Below are 23,988 nucleotides of genomic sequence, written 5' to 3' on the forward strand. Positions count from 1 at the left end.
CCGCTGAAGAATTGAACGGAAGTACTTAAGCGGGAACGGCCTCGCCTTGTGGCACTTCTTTGGCCAGGCGACCGCTTTCGAGTTTTATGATCCGGTCCGCGACGTGGTAGTAGCGGTCGTCGTGGCTGATCACGATGACCGTCTTACCCTTGGCTTTCAGTTCCGGCAGGATCTTGTGATAGAAAAACTCCCGGAACTCGGGATCCTGGTCCGCCGCCCATTCATCGAACAGGTAAATGGGACGGTCCTCGACATACGTCGTGACCAGAGCCAGGCGCTTCCGCTGGCCTTGCGACAACGAGATCGTCGAAAACCTGCCTGCATGCACCTGCACTTTCTCCTCCAGGCGGAATTCGCGCAGGTAGCCGCGGATGACCTCGTCCGTCTGCGGCAAGTCCTCGGCCCCGTAGAGCTTGCTGAACAGGTAGGAGTCGGAAAACACCGTGCCGAAATGCTGCGCGTACCAGGCACGGTTCTCCGCCTGCACCCGCACGCCATTGAGCGAGACCTCGCCGCTGCCGGATTCGTACAGACCGCAGAGCAGCTTGGCGAATGTCGTCTTTCCGCTGCCGTTGCCGCCGGTGATGAAGAGCAGTTCGCCCGCGTTGATCGAGAGATTGACCGGGCCAAACTCGAAACCATGATCGCCGCCGATGCCTTCATAGGTGTGGCGGAGATTGGTCAGTTTTATGCTGCAACCCGAGGCGTGCACCCGCTCACCGAGCTTCACGTCGTTGTTGACCGCCGTGGCGACCCGGTCGCGCGAGGTGCGCGTATGCAGCTCGGCCACGGACATCGACGCCGAATGGCGGAACACGCCAAGCTCTTCCAGATTGTCGAGTGCGACGCCGGCTCGGGCGAACTGTCCGCCGCTCTCGATCACGCGATCCATGTTCGACCTGATGTAAAGGAACGCCACCAGGAAGCTGATCATGACCTCGTGGGAAATTCCGCCGAGGAGCTTCGCGCCGTAGATAAGCAGGCCGACAAAGATAAAGAAGGCTACCTCGGAGTATCCGTAGATGATTCCGAACATCAGCTCGGCGCTGTAGCTCCTGTCCCGGTGCTTGCTCGATACGTCATAGAGCTCGCCCGTATAGAATCCATTCCAGCGAGCCATGTTCATCTTCAGCTCCTTGATGCCCCCATTCATCGCGTTGTATGTGGCCAGCATCATTTCCGCGAACGTGTGCGCCTCGCGGAGGTGTTTCTCGAACCTGCTTTTCATCAGTTCGCGCGTCACCGTCAGCGCCAGCATGAAACACACCAGCACCAGCAGCAGCTTCCAGGACAGATAGCCCAGATAGAAGAAGGATGCGATGGTCACGGTGTAGTCGACAAGCAGCGCCGGGAGCGAGCGCATGGATTCCGACAGGCGGTCCACGTCCTGGGTAACGGCCGACAGAAGCTTGGCATTGCCCTCGCGCTCCAGCTCGACCAGCGGCGTATGGATCCACTGCCGCCCGAGCTGCAGGCGAAGGTCGAACGACGACCATAACGCCAGCTTGGAAATGCTGACCTTGGCAATGAAGCTCGTCACCGCGGCAGCGGTGCACAGGCCAATGAACTTCCAGATATCCTCATTGCCGTCGATGACGCCTCTGAGATGGTTGTTGAATATCATCAGCAGCCAGACGGTGCTCAATCCGGCGACCGCCGAGATGGCCGTGGTGGCGATGATCACTTCGGGAGCGTATCCGAACAGAAAACGTATGATCCTCACCGCGCACCTCTCTCTGCGTTGGTAGTGAAATTCCCGACGAGCAAAAACACATGCAGGCCTGCGTGCAGCAGGCCATCGATCTACGCGAATGCTTCCTGGCGGCAGCCCATGCCGTTCACGATGTGGACCGACGCGTACGCGGGGTAATCCGAGACCACGCTGCATTCGTTCTCCAGGAGGCTGACGCCGTCGAACTCGCCCAGGTCCTGGAAATGGCTGAAGCGGTAGGTGATGTACATCATGCGGTTGCGGTCGGTGCGGATGAATTCAGCGCGCAAACGAACGCCGGCCTTGTTGGCCTCTGTCACCAGGTAATTGATGATGATCGTTCCCACGCCACGCGACATGACGCGGCAGGACATCAGCAGCAGCTTTACTGTCCAGTACTTGGGCGCCCGTTCGAGCAGGCACAGGCCGATCTTTCCGTAGGTCCCGAACCTGTCTTCCAGGCCGGCGATAAGCAGCTCGTGATCCGGCGACTCCATGATGGCCTTGAGCTCATCGTAGCTATAGGTCCGCCCCGTGGTATTCAGCTGATGGGTGCGTTTGGTGAGCTCTTCCGCCCGCTGCAAGTCGTTTTCAGTCGCCTTGCCCAGCGTCAGCTGGAGGCCAAGGGTCGCAAGGAAGTCTTCCTTGGGCCCCTCGAACTTCTCTTCCACCTCGTTGCGCTGGATGTCGCTGAGATACATAAGGCGACGGCTTTTGGACTCGTCCGTGACGAATCGCGGAATGAATTCATTCCGCTCCAGGATGGCGTCGAATTCCGTCGCGTCGACGCACAGCACGTCCGGATGCGAATAAGCCACTTCCTCGCGCTCGAAGGACTGATCGTCGATAAAGGCGATACTGTCGATGCCGACATTGATCGCGGTCGCAATCGCCTTGACGGAGGCGGCCTTCGATCCCCAGTTGATCTGGGGATAGAGGAAGTATTCGGCGATCCCGAAGGCGGCCAGCTTGGCCATGGCCGTGGCGTGATCGTTCTTGCTCGAGATCGACTGAAGAATGCCGCGGCGATCGAGCTCCTGGATCACGTCCACGACGCCGGGGATCAAGGCAACGGCCTCGTCTTCGAGAAGGACGCCGTCCCAGATCGTATGGTCGAGATCCCAGACGACGACCTTGACCGACCTGGCTCGCCGCTCTTCCCTGTCTTTCTCCAGCTCTGCCAACAACGCGTTGCTAGACATCTTCATTCCTCCGATTGAAAGGACAGCAACAGCTCGCAACAACGCACCCCGCTCACCTCGCAACCCGTACGCACCCGTCGCTCAAGAGCGAGGCAGCGTTACGCCGGTGTAGATCCGCTCGCCATCGGCCATCCAGCGCCCGATGAAATCGGCGGCATGGCGCGGCATGGGCTTCACCTTGTTTTCCAGAACGATCGAGAAGCCCCCCTCCCTGGCCCCTCCCGCCTTGACGGAAAAGAACACGGAAACCTCCCGAAACCCGAGAAAAGAGCGCGTGCCCGGGTAATAGCACTTGTAAAAAGATTCTTTGGCGCTGAAAGCGAGCTTTGGCCAATCCACGCCATCGATGTGCGGCAAGGCACGGAAATGCACGAGGTCATTCGGCCTGCAAACCAAATGGTATAGATCGCCCCCGAGGGGCTTGGCTTCTTCAGCGTCGAATCCCACGCCGGATGCGTCGTCCGATCGTGCGACGACGGCGGAACAGAACCCTTCGCAATGCGTGATGCTGCCGCAGAAACTCGCCGGCCAGCGAGGGCTGCGATCGGGGTCGGCAATAATCGGCCCGATCGCCCCGCCGGCCTTCGCCAGCGCCTTGCGGGCAGCGGCACGACCTGCGGAATATTCACGGCGCCGCGCCGGCACCGCCTTGCGAATGTATGCCTCTTCCTCGACGAAAAGAGGCGCGCTGAACATATCCGAGTCCGCGATGCATGCGGCGACGGGGGTCACAAAAAGGTCCGCCATCGCGCGCTCATCCGCGGCGAGGCTCATTCCGACACCGTATCGAGTGCGAGCTGATGCTTCGGCCTGCCGCCACTCGGCTGCCCGAAGGAATCACCTCCCGCCAACAGCCTCTGCCGGTCGAATTCCTGGAACCCCAGGCTGGCAATGGTGATCTGCTGGATCTGCGTGCTGCCCTCGATCACCTCCATGATCTTGGCGTCGCGCATCAACCGCTCGACCGGATAGGAGGGACTGCACCCGTTCGCGCCATGGATCTGGACAGCACGATCCGCCGCCCGCATCGCCGCGGTCGACGCGTGGTACTTCGCGATGAAGGTATGCATGATGTCCTGGAAATCCCCGGACTCACGCAGCGCTCCCGCGTGGCGGCACAGCAGCCGCGCCGCGACGGTATCCGTAATGGTGTCGCTGATCATCTGCTGGATCAGCTGATGATCTTTCAGCAGAGCACCGAATCGCGTGACGCCACTGGCGTATGCGTAGCAGGCATCCAGGGACGCCTGCGCGATCCCCACGGCACCGCAAGCCACCGAATAACGCCCGAGTCCAAGCGCAGTCTGGGCCACGGTGGCGCCGAATCCCGGCCGGCCGATCATGTTGTCTTTCGGCACGCGGCACTGCTTGAACGTCACGAGCCCCAGCATCGATCCGCGGGTCCCGAACATGCCTTCGATCGGCTCGACGGACAGCCCTGCCCTGTCGCGCTCCACCAGAAACGTCACCGGCAGGCCGCTGTATGTGCACAGGACCAGGTACAGATCGGCAAGCTGACCAAAGCTGATCCATTTCTTCTGGCCGTCGAGTACGAACGCATCGCCATCGGCAACGGCCGTCATTTCAACGGCGGTGATGTCGCTGCCGACATTGGGTTCGCTGACACCGAGCGCACCAAGGACTTCACCCCTGGCCAGCAAAGGCAGCCAGCGCTCCTTGAGGCCGGAGCTGCCCCATCGAAGAATCGTGTGGGCGACCATGTCATGCACGGTCAACAGGGTGCGCACCGACGAGCAGGCCCTGCCGAGCTCCTCATGCAGGGCGCCGTAAGTCACCATGTCCATCGATGCACCGCCCCAGCGGTGCGGCAGGAAGGGCGCAAAATATCCGTTCTGCGCGAGATCCGGGATGATCCTATCGGACAGCTTCTGGGAACGATCATGGATTTCGGCGAAGGGGACAACCTTGTCCAGGGCAAATCGACGAAATTCGCCTTGACGGCTATCTGTGTCCATACCGCTACTCACCATCGCAGCCCCTCCCGGATGTCGTCGCTTGTTCTAGGCAGCTACCACTACGCCCTGCTTCCGCCCGAGCATCTGGGCAATCGCGTCGATCGTGCTGAAGTTCGCCAGCTGAAGGTCGTCGTCTTCGATCGCGATCTTGAACTCCTTCTCCAGCCACGCAATCAGCTGGATGGCAAAAAGCGAGTTCACATAACCGCCAGCGAACACGTCGTCCGCGTCACCGAGCTCGTCGGTGCGGAAAAAGCGCGAGAAGAACTGACGAATGATCTGTTTGTATTCACTCATGGTGGACCCCATCCCTTTGTGAATCAGTATTCAAAAAAACCCTTGCCGTTCTTTCGACCGTGCAAGCCAGCGTCCACCATCTGCTTCAACAAGGGACATGGCCGGTACTTGCTGTCGTTGAAGCTCTCGTACAGCACCTCGATCGAGTACAGGATCGTATCCAGGCCGATCAGGTCCGCCGTCGCCAGCGGCCCCATCGTGTGGCCGAAGCACTCGACAAAGATCTTGTCGATGTCAGCCGGCGGAGCGACGCGATCGTGGACGAGAAATGCCGCCTCGTTGACGGTGAGCATCAGGACTCGGTTGGATACGAATCCAGGGGAGTCCGACACGATGACGGACTCCTTGCCGAACTGGCTCAGGAACTGCTTGGCGGTATCGATCGTTTCGTTGGACGTGTGGTATCCGCGGATGACTTCCACCGTCTTCTTCATCGGAACGGGATTCATGAAATGCATCCCAAGAATCCGATCGGGCCGCTCTGTCAAGGAGCCGATCCGGGTAATCGATATCGCGGATGTATTCGCCGCAAAAATGGTCTGCGGGCGGCAGATCTGGTCGATCTGCCGATAGATGTCCTTTTTGATGCCGAAGTTTTCCGTCGCGTTCTCGACGACGAAATCGGCTTCTTCCAGCACGGCAAGGTCCGTGGACGTAACGATGGAAGAGAGCGTTTCGTCAACGCCCTTGCCCCCCGGCTTCTTGCCCATCAAAAGCTGAGCTCGAAGATTCTGGCGGATCGACCGCACCGCATCGTCGAGTATGTCTTTACCGATATCGATAAGCAGCACTTTATGCCCATGCTGGGCGAGATCCTGGGCAAGTCCACGCCCCATCACCCCAGCGCCCACAACTCCGATCACATTCAAATCAGGCACTACCCACCCCTTCGATATGAGCCATCAAAATGGTTGCGGACGGCGAAACGTGCGGATGAAACCGGATGAAGTCCGTCAGCCTGCAAGGCGCTCCGGCGGCGCCGACCGCGCCATGGCCTTGCGCAGCTCAATGGACAGTGCGCGCAGGAAGAGCGGCTGGGCGGAGCGAATGAAGAAATGGTCCCCGGGCATCATCTGCAGGCTGAAGGAACCGTCAGTCGCCTCACGCCATGCCTCCACGTCGCCGCGGCCCGCCTCGGGGTCGCGCAGACCGCCGAATGCCAGGACGTCGCACTTCAGCCTGGGCTCGGCCCGATACGTGTAGTCCTCATGGACCGCCAGGTCCGCCCGTAACATCGGCTCGATCAGCGACATCAACTCGCTGTCGCCAAGGACTTCGGCAGGTGTGCCGCCCAAGTGGCGGAGGCCTTCGATAAATTCATCGCGGGAAAGATGATTGATAGGCGCACGGGTCAAAGGCCGATGCGGCGCCACTCTTCCCGAGACAACCAGGCATTCGGGCGCCGGCTTGCCTTCCTGCTGCAGCCTTCGCGCCAATTCGAATGCGATGATCGCGCCCATGCTGTGCCCGAACAGCGTAAACGGGCGATCCATCAAGGGCGTCAATATGGGCAGCAGCGCATCGACTATCTCGTCGGCGTTGGCCATGGGCATTTCGCGCTGGCGCATCTCCCGGCCCGGAAGCTGCACCGCACAGAGCTCGATGCTCTGCGGCAGATAATCCCGCCAGTCCCTGAAAGCCTGGGCTGAGCCGCCGGCAAAAGGAAAGCAGAACAGACGCATGGAAGCATTAGCGTTCGGAGCATGTACTTGAAGCCATGGATTCGACACTTCCCTTGCCTCGCACGAGTTGAATTGACGGAGCCGATGACAACACGAACTTGAAGCCACAGCGCACAGCGAAAATTCAGGTGTTCAAGAACAACCAAAGTGGTTCAGAAGCGGAGCATATGCATTGCAAAGCAATGACAGTCGATTCAAATGCGCCCGCTTATCCAGACAATAAAACGTGATCTCCCGCACCTTTCGATGCGCGAATACTTCGGGCAAAGCCACAGAAATAAACGGCAAGCCGCCTCTGGCCTAGATGCTTCTTAAGGCCACTCACAGTATCTAAGGACGCACGCTACCCCGGTTCCCTGGCTGTAGGCGGCTAGTCCTGTCAGGCTACACTGCACTTGCGTGAAACCCTCGTGAATGTACACGCCATCGTCGCGCCCTATTGACATAACGGATGCACGTTGCTGTTCTTTGCGAGCGTGCAGCTCGAAAAAAATCAAAGATGCAGCCATGAGATTCCAATGCGCCCCATCATCTCTTCCCGATCTGTCGACAGAGCATTGGCGCCATCGCCGCCTGAAAATTTCGGCAGGTCCTATTCGATATTTACGAAGAAACTTGGCGAAGGAACCTTTCGCGACATATCAAATAATGTCGAGTCGCTGCGCCGGCTTGGCATCAGCAAGCTGCATTTGAGCCCTGTCTATCCGCAGTCGTGCTACAGCTACAACACGACCCGCAACGACCACCAGTACTGGCCCTCCGATCACACATCGATCGACGACGGGCTTGGTGGCGAGCAGGCTTTTCTGGAACTGCTTGAAACGCTCAATCAGCGGTCGATCGATATTGTTCTCGATCTGATTCTCACCCACTTCGGCTACGGCGGAGGCGACGCGCTCACGCTGGAACGTCATGACCTCCGCCGGCCGGCATGCTATCGGATCGACATCAATCCGCCGGAGCACCTGTATACGGATGTTGAAAACGCCTCGTCGTACCAGGCACAGCTGTCGCTACGGGAGGAGATTGCGAAGTACGCGATATACAACATGCCGTCTTTCGACCACGCCGATCCGGCGGCGCGCAGGTACATCATCGATGCCCACAAGAGGTTTATTGCGCTGGGTGTGCGCTCCTTCCGGATCGATTCCGCCCGTCATATCTCCTTGAACTTCCTGGTCGAGTTCATCTCCGAATTGGCGGATGGCGCAGGAGGACAAAAGGTATCCTTCCTGCTGGAGGAGGCCGGCACTCGCTATACCTCCATCGCCTGCACCTATTACGAAACCCTCCGCCGTATACCCGCCAATGCCCAGGTTTATTTCCTGGACTTCCCCCTCAACGGCGCGGTACTGGCACTGCAGGATGCCTCGATCACTTTTAAGCGGTTTGTCCGCTTCATTCACGACCGGGAGACGCCCCTGACTCCCCTGGACCGCCTGGTCCCCTTCGTTGAAAGCCACGACTCGACGACGTTGCCGGCCAGCGAATTCTGGGCGCTGGCGATGTCCGTAGTGACGCACTTCTTCAGCCAATGCGCCCCCATGCTGTTTCATGGAGGCGAGGCGTTCATGGATCGCGCGCATGCCCGCGAACGCATCGATGCCATATCGCCTTCGGGCATGGTGAACGACCTGGTCCAGACGATGGAGTCAGCTCTCGCGCCGTATCGCGCTTCCGCGAACTTTGGCGACACCAAGGAATACGATGTTACGGACGACAGGCTCCTCGCAGCGAAGGCGGCGGATGGGCGGCGGCTGTTCCTGTTTATCAATCGATGCGCGGATCGCGCCGACCTGGCTTTCGATCTTGGAGCCATCCTTCGAGGCGCCGAGCTTCGTATCGCCGTATCACTGGGAGAAAAGTGTGAAGTCACCTGCCGCGGTGACGTACTTCACATTGCGAGCGAAGGGCTGGCTTGCGCGGTTTTCGAATTGATCGAACCCGCAGAGCACCTGAGCACGCCAACAACCCCCATCGAACTCGGCATCTGGGCCGACATGCTGCAGGAGTCGCAGAACTCACGGCATAGAGTCCTCATGGCCGCCATGGAATTCGGCAGCATTGAGGGACTGCACGGTCCAGGCGGCGAACCGATCGACGTGCGAGTGGGCGGCCTGGGCCAGGTCATCAGCGAGATCATTCGGGAATATCCCGACTTCCTTGGGAAGGATGGAAGTGAATGCTTCTTTGCATTCCCTCGCTACCAGGGAATCCCACAACAATCGCTCACCCACGTCAGCTCTTTCGACATAGACGTTGAAGGAAGCCTGGAAAAAATGGAGGTTTACTGCCTTGCGGCACAGCCACGCTCCCGAATCTATTTTCTTGACCACCCCCACTTCCTTCGGCGATCGGTAAGCACGGGCGCCCATGCGCGCAATGTCTATCACACGGATGGCTATCGCGATGAGATGATTTTTCTACGGCTGTTCAACAAAGGACTGGCCTGCCTGTTCGACCTGTTGAATTGCACGATCTATCACGGGCACGACTATCACACCTCGCTGGTCCCGTTTTTCCTCGACAAGCGCTCAGCCTGCACGCTCAGCATCCACAATGCGGGAGCCGCCTATGTAAGCTCCATGACGCTGCCCTACTACGGCGGCATGGATCGCCATACCGCAGAGTTTCAAGAAACATCCGTGTCAGTTGAAGATTTCTCGCGCATCCTCGGCATCCATCGGTGCCTCGCGATCGAGCATTTCCAGCACAAAGGCGCCATCAATATCCTGAAAGGAGCCACCAGCTTCGTGGCCGCGAACAACCTGGTGGGCGGATTGCCGGTCAGCGCAGCCTATGCCCGCGAACTCTCCCGCTCATGGGGTGAAGTGATGGACCGCGTCGCGCAAGCCCACGGAAAGATGGCGCGGGATCCATTCAATCTATTGATACCCAGCGGGCACGTAAGGTACCCATTGCTCTATGGCATAAACAACGGCTCAGCGTTCCATGGTGAGGGAATGCCGGCCGATGCCGACGAGGTCGCAGGGGGAGCCATCAAGCGCACCGCCAAGGCCGCCCTTCTGGAAGCCTTGTGGCCCGGCACCGATCAGGATCGCCCGCTTTGCGCCATCATTACCCGCCTTACCGACCAGAAAAACATCACCGCGATCATCGAAAGCGCACGCTTCATACTTGAAAACGGTGGCTGCGTCATCGTCGCCGGACCGATGGACCAGAGCATGACCCCGGACAAGATACAGGCGCTGTTCGTCGTGATGGAGCAGTTCCCCGGCTCTTTCTGGTTCTCCCCGGAATTCATCGATCAGCCGACGCGAAAGCAGATCCTGCTCGCCGCGGACTTCACCATCATTCCCAGCAAATTCGAGCCCTTCGGCTTGACTGATATCGAGTTCAGCCGGTACGGCGCCATCGTCGTTGCGCGACGCACCGGCGGCCTGGGCAAGGTTCGCAACGGACTCTATTACGCCTGGGAAGACACCACCGACGTCGAGGGTGAAATAGAAACGCTCAAGGCCCTGGTGGCACAGGTAATGAACAAGCTTCGGCACAAAGCCGATGAGATGCGCGAGCTGTCACACCGAGCCCGGCAGGAAAATTTTTCGTGGTCCGCGGCGTTCTCGGAATATCGTGCGATCTACTCGGCAATCACGGCATACAAACGGCTCCGATACGCGCAAGCCTGACCCCCTCGATACGCCTTCAGGCTCAATCGCTTCTCGTCGCCACCACCGGCGGCACCGCCGCGGCGCGCAGCGCCGGCCCCAGCACGGCAAGCTGGCCAATCAGCCACAGGGCGATCGCGCCGACCGGGAAGTAGCTCGCCGGCAGCCGCGGCAGTTCGTAATGCAGCATCAGGAACTGGTTGATGCCATAGGCCAGCACCATGCCCAGGGCGATACCGATCGTCGCCAGCAGGAAGTTCTCGGTCTGAAAGTAATGCAGGATATCGACGCGGGTGGCACCCAGCGCGCGGCGCACGCCAATCATCCGGCGACGCTGCGCCACCCAGAAGCTGGCCAGGCCGACAATGCCCAGCGCGGTGACGATCAGCAGCGCCACGATCACGCCGCCCAGAATGCCGGCCATGGCGCGGTCAGTGGCGAAGTAGTCGTTGCGCGCGTCGTCATACGTGCGCTTCTTCAATACCACGCGATTGGGATTGAGCTGCCTGAGCTTGGCCACCACCGCCTTCAGCACCGCCTCGCGGTCCTGCGGCGCCGTACGGATGACGTAGCTTGCCCCATCGGCCGGAGTCATGCGGATCGGCCAGATGGTGCTGTACTCCGAGCCATCCTGCCGGATGTACGGCCGCGCCAGGTGCGCGACGATGCCGATCACCCGGAACGGAATGCCATTGCCCACGTAGATCGTCTTGCCCAGTGCGTCCTGCCCGGGCCATAAGCGCTCGGCCAGTGGGCGCGTAATGATCATGGTGTGCGGCAGCCCCGTAAGGTCCCCGCGATTCAAGGCGGCCACCACCGCGTCGAAATCGAGATACTCGCCGGGATCGAAATCGCGCCCGGCCACCAACTGTGTACCCAGCGTCGGCAACAGATTGGGGCCGAAATACGTCTCCGCCTCCAGCGTGTTCTGTTGCTGCTGAGGATCCAGCTTGAGGCCAGCATTGGCCGAGCCATCGAGGGTGAACGGCAGATAGCGCGCCAGCGCCACTTGCTTCACGCCGGGGATCTGCCTCAGCTCCGCCAGATCGGTCGCCGTCTGCGCCTTGTCGTCGGGACTCGCGCCGATATAGCCCAGCTGGACCTGCACCAGCTCATGCTCGGCAACGCCGCTGGGCAGGTCCATGAGCCGCAGCCGCTGGCCGATCAGGAATACCGCATTGCAGACGATGGCGCAGGTCAGCGCGATCTGCAGAATGAGGAGCAGCGACGTGACCTTGTGGCGACGCAGGGTGGAAAGAATCGGCAGGATATCCATGTCAATTGGTCTTCAATTGCAGGGCGGGGGCGATCTGGCAGGCGCGCCAGGCCGGCAGCAGGCCGGCCAGCAGGCTCGCGCCCAGCGCCAACAGAAAAGTAGCCACCAGCATAGCCAGGTCGAGATGAGCCAATGCCGCGTACGCCGCAGGCTGGCGGCGCACCAGCCACAAGCCGAGCAAGGCCAGCAGCAGGCCGCCGACGCCGCCGACAAGGCCAATGACCCCCGATTCGATCAGCAGCTGCGCGAACAACGCACGCCTTGATGCACCCAGTGCGCGCCGCACGCCCAGTTCGCCCGAGCGGCGCATGAACTTCGCCAGCATCAGGCCCATCATGTTGACCAGGCACACCAGCAGGAAGCCGAACGCCAGCCAGGTCTGCAGGCGCACGTCGTCCGGCACCACCTGGTTGTAGTCCAGCCACTGGATGACGTTGCGCAGGCGCACGTTCGGCGGCCGCTGGAAACGCCCCAGTGCTTTTTGCTGGGCCGAGTAGTCGACGAGGAACGCCTTGTATGCCGGGGCGGCCGAAGGATCGAGCTGCACCCAGAACTGCAGCCACACGCAAAGCCCCGTATGGCTGGGGTTCTTGCCTGAGCCGCCGTTGCCCCAGCAATCGACGCGGCCATCCTGATTCATGCCCACGTCCTGGGATGTGGAAAGCGGGACGTAAACGCCTTCGTTCTGGCCGTAGCTTTTGCGGCTGAGGTCGTAGAACTGCGGATTGGGATGCCAGTCGCCGAGCACGCCGATAATGCGGAACGCAGCACCTGACAAGCGCAAAGTCTGCCCGGTACTGTCCTTGCCGCCGAACAGCCTCTCGTTGAGCGCGGCGCTGATCACCGCCACGCGCGCACTCGCCTCGTCATCCGCCGCATTCCAGGCACGACCGTATTCCATCGGCACGCCGAACATGGGAAAGAAATCCGCGGTGGTGTAGCGCGCCGCCTCGTAGAACGGGTCAAGCATCGTGTTGTCCGGCTGCACCGCCACCTGGCCGCCGGTCATCAGTGCCTGACGCTCCGCGCGTTTTTCCCGCAGGAGGTTCATACCATCTATCCAGGTGACCTGATCCGGCGGCTGCGTCTGGCCCGGCCGATAGCCGCTGGCGTCCAGCGGATCGATCTGGGCGCGATAAAGCTGCGCGCTACGGCCCGGCACCGGATCGCCCGACAGCACATGCAGCACGGTCAGCGTGGTCATGCTGGCGCCGATGCCCAGTGCAACCGCCAGCACCATCAGTGCGGTAAGCGCGATGTTGCGCCTGAGGCTGCGCAGGGCCAGGTCGAGGTAGTAACTGAACATGCGTTCTCCTTCGGGGACGGGAGCACAGGTGCATGCCGGAACCCGCCAGAATGTCCATCGCTTAACGACGCGGAACGCCGTGAACCAGCGCGCCACTCATATATTTGCTCCGGCAACCGCTGCGCTCCACTTTGCCGCTGGTGGTCTTGGGCAGCAGGCCTGGCGTCAGAATGACGATGTCGTGCACGCGCAACTGGTGTTCCTGCGATACCTCGCGCCGGATGGCGCGCTCCAGTTCCTTGCGCTCCACAACATGCGCCGCGGCGCTGCCGCTGCCCGCGTCTTCGGCCAATACGAACTTGCTCTTCAGTTCACACACCAGCACCACATGCACCTGCTCTTCGGTCTCCACCGAAAAGGCAATGCTGCACCCGGGCCTGAGGCATTCCAGCGCTTTCTCGACGGTGGCCTCGATATCCTGCGGATAATGATTCCGGCCCTCGACGATGATCAGGTCCTTGCGGCGCCCGGTAATCACCAGCTCCTCGCCGAGCATGAACCCCATATCGCCGGTACGCATGAAGTCCAGGCCAGGGACACCGGCGATCCTGGCGCGGAACTTCTCCTCCGTCTCCACCGGCTTGTTCCAATATCCCTTGGCAACCACGTCGCCATGCACCCATACCTCGCCTACCTGCCCCGCGGGCGTCGGCTCGCCGGTATCGGGATTGACGATGCGTACCTCGACCTGCCACGGCCCGGCAAACACCTGTCCGCAACCCACCAAATGCCGTGCCGGCTGATCTTCCGCCACCAGTCGCACGCCGTGCTGCTCGAACGCCTCCGGGTCCAGGCAAAACAGCTTGGGCGCGCCATCGGCCATGCTGACGGCCAGCGTCGCCTCGGCCAGCCCATACATGGGCGCCATCGCTTCGTCGGCGAACCCGCAAGGCCCGAATGCATCGAGAAAACGCCGCACGCTGCTCCAGCGGATCGGCTCGGCGCAATTATTGGCGCGGCGCCAACCACTAAGATCCAGCGCATCACGCTCTGCCGCGGTGCTTTTCCGCGCAACCAGGTCGAAGGAAAAGTTGGGGCCGCCGCTGTGCGATGCGCGGAAGCGATGTATCGCGTTGATCCAGCGCATCGGCTGCTGCACAAAATCGAACGGCGACATCAGGTAAACCGGCATGCCATGGGCCATGGGCACCAGCAGGCCGTCGATCAAGCCAAAGTCGTGGAAGTACGGCATCCAGCAGACCGCCGCTGAACCTTGCTGCGCGTAAGCGCCAACATGCCCCATGTACTGGACCATGCTCATAAGGTTTCGGTGCGTCACCATCACCCCTTTGGGGATGGAGGTCGAGCCGGAGGTGTATTGCAGATACACCAGTTCGGATGTGTCGACAGCATCTTCCACCCATGCGGAGGAAAGATCGGCCAGCTCGTCCACGGCGACCCACTCGACCTGTTCGAAGCCCTGCATCGTGCCGGCCATGGCCTGCAGGCGATCCCTGATCGCCGCGGTGGTCAACACAAAACGTGCGTCGCCATCACGTATGACGTTCTGCACGCGAACCAGATAGCGATCCAGTTTGCTCGACGCCGGCGCCGGCATCGGCGCACCGATCACCTTCCCGTAGGTGCAACCGAGAAAGCAGTAGACAAGCTCGACACCGGCATCGAACAGCATGATCGCTCGCGCGCCCTGGGCGCCTTGCCGCTGAAACCACGCCGCCAGCGAACGAGCTTTGCAGTCAAGCTCGTGGAAGGTCAAGGTCGAGACCGGCTCTTCGCCGCGGTCGAGAAAACTGATCGCCGGATAGTCCGGCAAAATGTCGGCCAGCGCGCGAAAGCGATCGACCAGATGCCGGTGATCCGCCGCCACGACATCCGCCACCAGCGCCTTGCGCACCACTTCCCGATCCGAACTTCCCATTTGGCTATCTGGACACATGATCCCCACCGATTAGCCGCCCGTGTTGAACAACCCGCGCATCCTCACATCGAGGTCTATGCCTGCCCCTGCCCCTGCACCTCCCCGAACAGCAGCCCACTCTTCGAGCTTCACCACCCTGCCGGCCACGCGATGCCAGCCGCCGAGGCCGTCGAACCGCCGCAGCGCCTGTCGAATCGATGGGAATCGGAGAAGTCGATGCCGAAATGCTGTGGAAGCCAGCCTCGACCATCGGCGATAGTCGGCACGCCATCGAGCACGGCTCCGCCTTCTCTACCGCGCATAAAGGGCACAAGACTTGCGGGCGAACGTTGCCTCGTCGCCCCACCTGATTGAAGATTGATCTTCGTGATGCCTGAGGGCTGCAAGCGCCCCTTCCCTGCCCTCGCCTTCAACCATTGAAGCGCACTCCCTACCAACGAAGCATCACCAGCGAAGCGCCCAGTCTCGCAGTTGTTATTACGACGTCCATCTGGAGTGTGGATTTGATGAAATGAAGACGATGTGAAATGACTTCACATCCGCGATGACGCCACGAGCGACTGCTTACCGAAGTCTGGACCGCGCTTCCAAAGCTCGCTCAATGGCTTGCGAGCGGGGCCGCACACGAAGATATCGGAGTGATACTGGCCTTCCTCATTCACCACGCCCGACCCAAGCGTCATTCGCAGCATTGCGGCCGAAACACGTCAGGTGATGCCACGAAGGATAGAAGGTGCCGGCAGCTGGGACTGCGACCGAGGATAGGCAGAGCGAATCTTGTCCTTCGGGACGTGCGTGAACACCCCCTCGATGACGTCAGGATTCTTGCCCCGCTCGTTCATCGTCGTGCTGAAGGCGGCGCGAAAGCCGTGTGCGGTGATCTATCCGCGTCGCAGCGCCATCAAGTCAGAGGCGCCTTAAGCTTCGAGGGATTGGACTCCAAACCGCTGCGCTACTGAAAACCGGGGGGACGTCGCCCCTACCCTCGATAACACGGGTTAGTCGCGTGGTTCGTCGCCAGGTTTAGGGGCGAAGGATGGGAAATTGCACCGGGCGAGACTGGCGCGGTCATTGGCGGGCCCCGTCGCGCGCCGCACTCTGTATTGCAAGCACAGTTCCGGCCTCATCAGATGCATCAATCACGGGCTACAAATAACGCTTAACTCGGCGTTCGCGGTATTCCGCAGGTAGATGTAGCTTGAGCCGAAAACTGTAAGCATCTCTTCACTAATCGCTGCAGCTGAGACCGCCGGTTGCACGATGATGAAATTGAGCTTGACCTCAAGGTTACGTGCCTTGCTTTTGTAAACCTCGAGGTCTTCTGGCGATCCTTTCAGTAGGCGGTCGAAGTCCGCTTCTAGTGACTTTCCGTAACGCTCCAGCAGTCGCTGAAAGATCGCGGGCCCCCGGTGCAACCATTTTGCGGAGCGGCTGGCTTGGCCGGAAACAACGTAGGCGTCATCCACTCGAGCCCCTGGCGCTTTCCCGGCGTTGCAATACTTGCAGTGGTAGAGGTCCACGTGGATCTGGTGGTCGATTTCACGTATCGCCACCAAGTCAGCAATCTCGCCGGAACCATCGTCGTTGAAAACCACGTTGTACTGATCACGAATGCAGAGGAACGTGTAGCCCTGGACGCTCTTGAAGTCATCCCGTGCTCGCATAGACTCTTTACTGATATCTGTATCGCCCCACGCCCACGGCGAAAGGCGCTCGCGAGGTAGCCGCACGTTGAGGCTCTGATCCGTGTAATACCGATAGTTCCCCAGGACGAATGATCCATCCACGCTCAGTAGCCGCAGCGGAAATCGACTGAGGTATTCGCTAAGCGGTGACTGCGTGCCACCACCAAGTATGGTGGCCCGGCCCGCTTCCACTTGGTACCCATCATTCGTTAGTCGCACTTTCAAACGCAGCAGTTCCGCCTCCTGGCCATCTTCGCGCACACGCATCAAGGGCACGGCGAGGCGCAAGGCGTCCTCGTAAATCGGCGTGGCCAGGCGCAATTCGGTTAACGCATAGGATTGTCCGTTCAGCGTTATGGCGCACCGCCCTTCGGTCTCGATGCCGATCGTGTCCGGCCAGTCGGCGTAGAACAGGCCGTCAGGCCATGCACCTTGAATGAACTGGGCGCGCATGACATTGCGAAGGATCTTCGCCGTATCGATTGTGTCGTCGTGCAGCTTGGTGGCCACCAGGTCGCACCACCGCATCCACTGGTCGATCGTCCCCGAATCCATCTTCCAGAGCTTGCCCTTGGATGAACAACCGGCGGTGGTAGTCGTTCCGTCTGCGTGGCCAGAGCCGAAGATGTTCGACTTGATCGACCGGCCATTCTCAAGGTCATCCATCACCGAGTTGACGTCATGTCCGACGTGCATGGTGAACCGGACATCGCGCGTCGCGCGAGTCAATCCCACGTTTTGGAGTTTCAGGAGATTGATTCCGTCCATGATGCGGAACACCCGTTCTCCGTCGAGGCGCTGCGCATCCGTGGAGATGAGCTTGACGAGCTTCTCGCGCTGGCCGTCATCATTGGTGGCGCTGACAAACAGGGTCGATGTCTCGATCGAGTAATACGCCATGTAAAGGTGCCATGTCGTACTAGAAATGATCTCGGTGCTCGCCCACGGCACAGGAGACTTGGCCGAAGTAACCGCCACAATCAGTCGCTTATCGTCGCTCACGGCGCAGAGCTTGAGCTCCTCCCCGCGGCCTTTGAGCAACTGCGCCCTGTCCGGCGTCCAGGTCCGTTGGTCGATCGCGTAAGCCATTGCACTGATCTTGGGAAAGGGATTCAACGAGCCGATGTTCGCCCAGTCGCCGTCGCTGTCGAACCGCGCTTCAAATTCCTGGAGCTCGAGTTCCCGGCCGATCTTTCCCTCACTGACCTCGCGTATAACCGATCCCCAGTCAGCGCTGTCTTCGTAAAGTCGACGCATCTCACCTTCGACAGCATGGTTGGCAATGTTGGCGACGAACTTGGCTGTGCCGAGCCGTTCGTTGGCACGGGTGAGGCGTCCGATGAACTGCAGCGTCACGGCCGGACTTTTATGGTGGTCGTGAATGGCCGCGATCTTCAGTTCGGGCAGATCGAATCCTTCGCCCAACATCGAGATGCAGACCACAATTCGGCTATCCCGTGAGGTCAGTCGCGCCAGTTTCGCGGCATTCCCCGCCCCCTTGCTGTGGACCAGGATGGGTGCCAATGCGTCGTTGTCGTCGAGCTCCTGGTAGAGCGCAAGCAGACCCTTCGCCTTTGCGATTGACGAGGTTCTGGCCATCAACAGATGATCGAGGCCCCGCTCTAAGTCAGCGCGGAGCAGGTCCACGGCTTTCGACGCTATCGCCTGGTCGGCGTGCGATTCCCGATACTCGCGGACCGGATGGAACTCAATTTTCTGGAAATATCCGTCGTCTTGGGCCTGTCGCAGTGGGTAGTTGAAGATGATCTTGCCGCCGAGCCGTTGCTCGTCGAGGCGGAATGGGGTCGCCGTGAAATAGAGGCGCGGCTTGGAGCCGAAGGCACGTGCGATGCGGTCCCAGCTCTGGGCCGCAACGTGGTGGGCCTCATCAAAAATAAGGTGCGTGAACTGCGCGAGGAGCGCGTTCAGCTCGTCGGCTGTGAGTTGGACCAAGGCGGCGGCCGTGGTTATTGTGACGTTCGAGCTAGCGATGGCGTGGGCGGCATTCGCCGTCCCTACCCCCTCGACGACATGAACCACGGGCGCGCTCAGCTGAGCGTTGACCGCGCCGATGTTGCGCAGGGTCGCTAGGTCCTGCAGCTTGCCCACGATCTGCGTCCGGAGAGCGTCCGAGGGGACGACAATTAGGGTTCGCCGAAATAACCCCGCAATGATCGTTGCGATCAGCGTGTCAGTCTTACCGGTGCCCGTCGGCATGATGATTGTAGCTGGCGTGGCCGGTTCGGCATCCAGGTGCGAAAGTATGGCAAAGGCTGCCGCTCGCTGCGGCCGACGGAATCCGCGGTTGTCGTTTGCTGCCGACCCCAAACGAAACGTCAGGCGGTGGTCGGCCCAGCTTCTGTAGGTGGCGTTCTCAGCGTAAAACTGATCATCGACATCCATATGAGCCCCTGTCAGCCGGAACATCCATCAGTGGAGGCGTCGCGTTCGACGCCCGCCTTCCATGGCGGCCAACCGGCATCCTGCTATGGGTAGCGCCGACTTGCAACGTGCCGACGATACCTATTGTCAAGCGACGGGTTCAAGCGAACGCTCGGGGCGAGGCTGTCTCTGACCTGCTCGAATGGATGGTTGCCCGTAAAGCCCCTGTCACCAGTCTTGTCGTGGGCGTTGCCGCATTCATGTCGGCAGACTTCCGCCGCTGGTTCGAGATACCGGTCGGCTTTGCCAGCGGCAAAGCGCTCTCAGCGCTTTCCGCCATGGTCGCAGTCGTGTACGTCCCCGTCATCATGCTTTCGTTCGCAGTGTGTTTCCACCCCAGGTACCCCCGATAACTTGACCTAATCACCCTGCCCTGTGCCCTTACGGGATGAACAGCGCTCGCTTGGGCAATGTCCGCTTCGGGTCGGAAGCGCACATCCCAACAATTTTCTATTCTTCACGCTTTGATGGCACAGCATCCTCGCCGAAATGCATCTCTATGGCCGTTCGTACCAAGCCAGGGTAAGCGAACCAATACTGGCGTCTCGTGGCGTCTGACACGAAAGCCACACCGTAGTCACTGGTGGCCAAGCGGCGTTCGAACTCTGACAAAGGGGCTCGATCAAAGCTGAGCAACGCACGTCTATAGCGGGTCATCAGACGCTTGAAATCCCCGGCGCAACTAATCCCGAGCGCCTGCAGCTCTGGCACCAACTCATCGAATGAGCCACTCCCGTAGTCGTTCCTACGGGGAAAGAGCTTAGACATGGTTCGGTGTATCAGCACCCCCGTCAGGGGCCTTTCGTATGCAATCCGTCTGGCTGGCAATCGATTGCCCACTTCCCCTCCAATGGAACTGTCCGCTCTGGGTCGAATGCGGACCTATTCGCTGGCCTCATTCCCCCGAGACAATAGAACCAACTGCTCATCGTCATGCGGATAGTGGACTAACCCGGCGAAGTTTGTATCGATCAGCGCGCCGCTCTCCAGATAGTCCCATTCCCTCTCCTCATACCCAGGCAAGTAGCTTTTGTCTTCGATGGCTGCGACAACGACGCCTCGATACAGGTCGTCGATCTGCACGACGTCACCCGCGCGAACAGTTTGTCCGTCCTTGTACTTCATCGCTCCCCCATTTGCCCGCAATCGGCATCGTTTTCTGGGATGTCCGCTTCGGGTCGAAAGCAGACCTCTGCTCAAGACACCCAAGTCGGAAATGAAAGAAACACGCCGCCATCCATGAACTCGAAGCTTCGATAGCCTGCCATTTGTCCGTCATGGTCGTGTATCACCACGCTCGATTCGGGTTGACTGGAACCGTCGCGAAGGATGACTGCCTGACCACTCTGTATAAGTGTCCCCACCAGGAACATGGCTTCGGTGCCATGAGCGCCCCTATCGAGGGAAACCACGGAGCAACCGGAAGCATCTTGATCTGAAGTAGTTGCCCGAAGCAGTAAAGCTGCCCGATTCCCTGCAATGAGATCGAGTCTTTCTTGCTCGGTCTGATAGGGCTGGCCTTTATGCCGACTCAATTCAACCAGCTTCGTCGTGGGCAATAGGACTCGCGCTCCATGGGCCTTGAATGAAACACACGGTCTCGGAACGACGATCGACGCCGCGACGGTCCGGACGGCGTTCGCCTCCGACATCCGCCCTTGAGCAGCCCAAAGGCTGCTGCTGACCAGGCAGGTCAAAACCACGCTGCAGATTCCCGTTCTCACTCACCTCTCCTTTCTTGTCGGCCATGCCAATGGGCATGCTCTTGCGAACAAGGCACCCGACCGTGATGGTCCGCTATGGGTCGAAAGCTGACAGTTCAGTCCAAGCAAAAATCCTAACTAGTCCCACTTCAAGTCACTAAGCTTAGCTACCTGGCCCGTCTTGCCAGCGTAAACTTTGCACGCAGCAAGGTCGCGCCTACGCAGTACGTCTCCTACGGGAGCGGACATTCCCAGATTGCCGGCGAGTCGCTCCAGCTGCAAGATTCGCTGACGGCTGGGAGCGGACAATCAACGTGTTCACCCGAAAACCGAGGGCCTCAATCCCAGCGGTTCGCATTCTTGGGAAACCCCGGTCGCTGCACACGCACGACACAGAATCGCTGCCCCGTGGGAGCTTGCATTACCACCCATCGCTCCAAGCGACTAACCACGGTGGCACCCAGCCTTTCAAGCCGAAGTACCTCAGCCGAAATGTCATCGGTCTCAATGTCGATGTGAACCCTGCTCTCGTGGCTGACGCGTTGAATTTGCACGATAGGTTCGTCGGGTGGTGTCTCCAGCATGCGGTAGTTGCCACGCGTGCCTGGATGATCGGGATCTATCGCACGACCCAATGCCTCGGCCCAGAAGCCGGCAGCCTTATCCACATCAGGCCCATTGCAGTCGATTAGCAAAGCGCAGAGTCTTGAGTGATGCATAACTGTGAATGCCTTTTGATTGCGACCCACAAATGGCTTCTCTCTCATGTCCAATTCGGGTCGGAAGCGGACACTCAGAGAATCTCGCGTCGATATAGCCAGCATCCAGACGGCAAGGCAAGGTCCGTGGGTAGTGACTGTGTGACGATGTTTTGATGATCGACCCAGATCAGGTGCCGCCAGAGCTCCCCACAGAGGACATCTGACGATGTACCGGCAAACTCGGCCTCAGCCTCGCCTGGCGCTTCATCGAAGTATGTCCACCAATTCAATCGAAAACCTTCGCGGCCCTCTTCGTCTTTTGGGTCGACCTCGAACGTCCAGCCTAAAGCAACGCCCAGCACACCCGGGGGCATGTGCCCTGCGGCTTTCAGCGAATCACTCGCACTCCGCTTCAGTATCGCGACCAGTTCATCTCGCCCCATAGTCCCTCGCTTGCATCCATGAATAGCCGAAAGACCCATGCTCAGCGGCCCTCCCCGGGCCTCTGCTGCAATGTCCGCTCCGGGTCGGAAGTAGGCACTAACCTATCGTCGCTGCCGGATACATCGTTGCTGCCTCCAGCCTGCTTAGCAGTCTGGCGTCGCGAAGCGTTTCATGCCACAGCGAACCACATGCCGTGCAACGTATTAGAAAGGTCGGCCCCTGCTCGATGGCGGCTACGCGCTCAAACCTTTCGAAAGGCGCGTGATAGCCGACCCGGCAATCCGCACACCGAACATCCTCCTGAGTAGCCATTTATCTCCCTTACTTGGTCAGCCCGGAATCTGAGGGACATAGTGTCTGCTTCGGGTCGGAAGCGGACAAGACGCGCTGGCCCCACCCACCGGGCATCGAGCGCAACGCGCGGATCAATCAATTCGCGGAACACAGCGAACGGACGGCCGCATACCTCACGCTCACATTAGCCGACGCAACGCGGCACGTATGTCTTCTCGCAGAGACACAACGCCGCTCTTGGCAACACAGGTCATCGAGCGGCGATTCGTCGATGATGAAAGTCGACTGCAATATGCGCGAAGACAAGGATCGAGGCCGCAAGCGTCAAATAGTCGCGCACCGTATGTGGTTCGAAAACGTCGTGAAAAGTAAGCCAGTCCACGGGGACCAGGACCAACACCATTGCTATAGCAAGCAAACGTTGTGGCATGTCGAGATACTCCCGTCCGGAGGAAACCAGGCTGTCTATGATGATTCGAATGAAAAACGGCACCAGGGCCATCGCACCGGCACTTCGGTGAACATCCGCGGCCTCAGCGCTGAACGCCATCCGCATTTCCCGGCCAAACCGTTCCCGAAAGGGTTTTGGATAGATCAGCAAAAGTGCGTCAAAACCCCATTCCAGCAGTCGGACGGCGAGATGGTTGGGCTTCATCTGGATTGTCCCGCTATCACCGGCAGATTTCGGGGAAGCAATTTTTTGGCTTGAGCCACAGAGACAACCGCTGCCAATCTGGCTACCTCTACCCGAACAGCGCGCAGTCCCGTATCGGTCGCGCGATAGTAACGTCGCCGCTCGTCATCGAGATCCGGATCAGGACGTTCTTCGCACTCTTCAACGAGCCCCGCTGAGAGCATGCGCTTGAGGCATCCGTATAGGGTTCCTGGACCGAGCTTCAGTGCACCCGCGGTATCACTCTCGACGGCCTGCATGATGCTATAGCCGTGTCGTTCGCAATCGACCAACGCCAGCAGTATGTGGAACACCGCCGGCGACAATGGTGACGCTGGTTTTTGGGGATGGCTGGCAGGCATACAATATATCCGTGACGGATATATTGTATGCCTGGGAGTGTTGAGTCAAGACCCAAGCCCGATTGCCGACGATAACAACCGGTTCCAGCCTAGCCAGAACCGAAGAGACAGTGTCCGTATATGGACTCCTCCCCTTTGCCAAGCATCCCTTAGCTCTGGCGTCCGTGTCGACTGCACACGTATATCCGGCCTCTAGTCGCTGCACCGCCTAAGCGGTGCCGGGCCACGATGAGCTAGTCGCGCGTCGGCTCCCAATCGCTTTGGCGTGCTTGCAGCACACGGACATTTCAGGGTTTTGCCGACGCCGGTCCGACCGGTACGTCATCACGCGGGGGCTTCGCAATCGTGGAAGGGATTTCCTCGGATGCTCCTCTCAGGCGGCCGCCAGCGCCGGTTGATAGTTCGTGCCGTGACGCAGCATGGCCCAGGCCATGCGCGCCGTCTTATTGGCCATCGCCACGCAGGCCACGTTCGGGTGAGATCGAGACGACAGCCGGATGACCCAGCGACTCAGCGCATCGTCGTGCCGCGGCGCGGTTCGCAGCATCGCCCGGGCACCGTGCACCAACAACGATCGGACATAGGCGTCACCGCGCTTGCTGATACCCAGCAAGCGATCCCTGCCGCCAGAGCTGTGTTGTCGGGGCGTGAGACCGAGGGAGGCGGCCATCTGCCGGCCGCTGGCAAACTGCGTGGCATTGCCCACGCATGCCACCAAGGCGGTGG

18 protein-coding genes are annotated in these 23,988 nt (G+C 60.0%); 1 reads left to right on the plus strand and 17 read right to left on the minus strand.

From position 1 onward, the window contains the following. Positions 1-25: 25 nt before the first annotated feature. The 7 genes from OUZ45_RS14270 to OUZ45_RS14300 form a co-directional block, all read right to left on the minus strand. Positions 26-1,888: a cyclic peptide export ABC transporter gene (locus OUZ45_RS14270; protein ID WP_266170794.1), complete on the minus strand. Its 1,863-nt coding sequence runs from the start codon at positions 1,886-1,888 to the stop codon at positions 26-28. Beyond that, complete coding sequence (locus OUZ45_RS14275) at positions 1,804-2,913, minus strand: HAD-IIIC family phosphatase (protein WP_266170795.1); 1,110 nt, start codon at positions 2,911-2,913, stop codon at positions 1,804-1,806. Before OUZ45_RS14275 ends, OUZ45_RS14270 begins: the two co-directional genes overlap by 85 nt. 81 nt (positions 2,914-2,994) lie before the next feature. Further along, positions 2,995-3,687 carry a 4'-phosphopantetheinyl transferase family protein gene (locus tag OUZ45_RS14280; protein ID WP_266170796.1) on the minus strand — a complete coding sequence of 231 codons (693 nt, stop codon included), beginning with the start codon at positions 3,685-3,687 and terminating at the stop codon, positions 2,995-2,997. Next, positions 3,684-4,889, minus strand: a complete 1,206-nt coding sequence (locus tag OUZ45_RS14285; RefSeq protein ID WP_266170797.1) for an acyl-CoA dehydrogenase family protein — start codon at positions 4,887-4,889, stop codon at positions 3,684-3,686. The genes OUZ45_RS14280 and OUZ45_RS14285 overlap by 4 nt, the downstream gene beginning before the upstream one ends. Positions 4,890-4,934: 45 nt before the next feature. Next, a complete protein-coding gene (locus OUZ45_RS14290) occupies positions 4,935-5,186 on the minus strand; it encodes an acyl carrier protein (RefSeq protein WP_266170798.1) in 252 nt (83 codons plus the stop codon). A 23-nt stretch (positions 5,187-5,209) separates the two neighbouring features. Continuing rightward, positions 5,210-6,064, minus strand: a complete 855-nt coding sequence (locus tag OUZ45_RS14295) for a 3-hydroxyacyl-CoA dehydrogenase family protein (RefSeq protein WP_266170799.1) — start codon at positions 6,062-6,064, stop codon at positions 5,210-5,212. A 75-nt stretch (positions 6,065-6,139) separates the two neighbouring features. Next, positions 6,140-6,868 carry a thioesterase II family protein gene (locus OUZ45_RS14300; protein WP_266170800.1) on the minus strand — a complete coding sequence of 243 codons (729 nt, stop codon included), beginning with the start codon at positions 6,866-6,868 and terminating at the stop codon, positions 6,140-6,142. A 518-nt stretch (positions 6,869-7,386) separates the two neighbouring features. On the opposite strand from OUZ45_RS14300, the gene OUZ45_RS14305 reads away from it, so the two are divergent. Then, a complete protein-coding gene (locus OUZ45_RS14305; protein ID WP_266170801.1) occupies positions 7,387-10,518 on the plus strand; it encodes a glycogen/starch synthase in 3,132 nt (1,043 codons plus the stop codon). 22 nt (positions 10,519-10,540) lie between these two features. Here the strand turns inward: OUZ45_RS14305 and OUZ45_RS14310 are convergent, their stop codons facing one another. The 10 genes from OUZ45_RS14310 to OUZ45_RS14355 all read right to left on the minus strand — a co-directional run. Next, positions 10,541-11,773: an ABC transporter permease gene (locus tag OUZ45_RS14310; protein WP_266170802.1), complete on the minus strand. Its 1,233-nt coding sequence runs from the start codon at positions 11,771-11,773 to the stop codon at positions 10,541-10,543. A gap of 1 nt (position 11,774) precedes the next feature. Continuing rightward, a complete protein-coding gene (locus tag OUZ45_RS14315) occupies positions 11,775-13,079 on the minus strand; it encodes an ABC transporter permease (RefSeq protein WP_266170803.1) in 1,305 nt (434 codons plus the stop codon). A gap of 61 nt (positions 13,080-13,140) precedes the next feature. Beyond that, positions 13,141-14,958, minus strand: coding sequence for a fatty acyl-AMP ligase (locus OUZ45_RS14320; protein ID WP_266170804.1), 1,818 nt, complete (start codon positions 14,956-14,958; stop codon positions 13,141-13,143). Between the two features lie 1,139 nt (positions 14,959-16,097). Beyond that, the gene (locus OUZ45_RS14325) at positions 16,098-19,046 is read right to left on the minus strand and encodes a DEAD/DEAH box helicase (protein WP_266170805.1); all 2,949 of its coding nucleotides are present in this window, start codon (positions 19,044-19,046) and stop codon (positions 16,098-16,100) included. A 921-nt stretch (positions 19,047-19,967) separates the two neighbouring features. Then, positions 19,968-20,210: a hypothetical protein gene (locus OUZ45_RS14330; protein ID WP_266170806.1), complete on the minus strand. Its 243-nt coding sequence runs from the start codon at positions 20,208-20,210 to the stop codon at positions 19,968-19,970. Positions 20,211-20,281: 71 nt separating this feature from the next. Further along, positions 20,282-20,644 carry a hypothetical protein gene (locus OUZ45_RS14335; RefSeq protein ID WP_266170807.1) on the minus strand — a complete coding sequence of 121 codons (363 nt, stop codon included), beginning with the start codon at positions 20,642-20,644 and terminating at the stop codon, positions 20,282-20,284. A gap of 482 nt (positions 20,645-21,126) precedes the next feature. After that, positions 21,127-21,612, minus strand: a complete 486-nt coding sequence (locus tag OUZ45_RS14340; RefSeq protein ID WP_323137561.1) for a VOC family protein — start codon at positions 21,610-21,612, stop codon at positions 21,127-21,129. Positions 21,613-22,477: 865 nt separating this feature from the next. After that, positions 22,478-22,882 carry a hypothetical protein gene (locus OUZ45_RS14345; protein ID WP_266170808.1) on the minus strand — a complete coding sequence of 135 codons (405 nt, stop codon included), beginning with the start codon at positions 22,880-22,882 and terminating at the stop codon, positions 22,478-22,480. Next, positions 22,879-23,262 carry a PadR family transcriptional regulator gene (locus OUZ45_RS14350; RefSeq protein ID WP_266170809.1) on the minus strand — a complete coding sequence of 128 codons (384 nt, stop codon included), beginning with the start codon at positions 23,260-23,262 and terminating at the stop codon, positions 22,879-22,881. Before OUZ45_RS14350 ends, OUZ45_RS14345 begins: the two co-directional genes overlap by 4 nt. Before the next feature lie 373 nt (positions 23,263-23,635). After that, positions 23,636-23,988, minus strand: a 353-nt coding sequence (locus OUZ45_RS14355) for a transposase (protein ID WP_266170810.1), incomplete at its 5' end; no start/stop codon positions are given.

It is taken from the genome of Dyella subtropica (assembly GCF_026283965.1).
Classification (GTDB): domain Bacteria; phylum Pseudomonadota; class Gammaproteobacteria; order Xanthomonadales; family Rhodanobacteraceae; genus Dyella_D; species Dyella_D subtropica.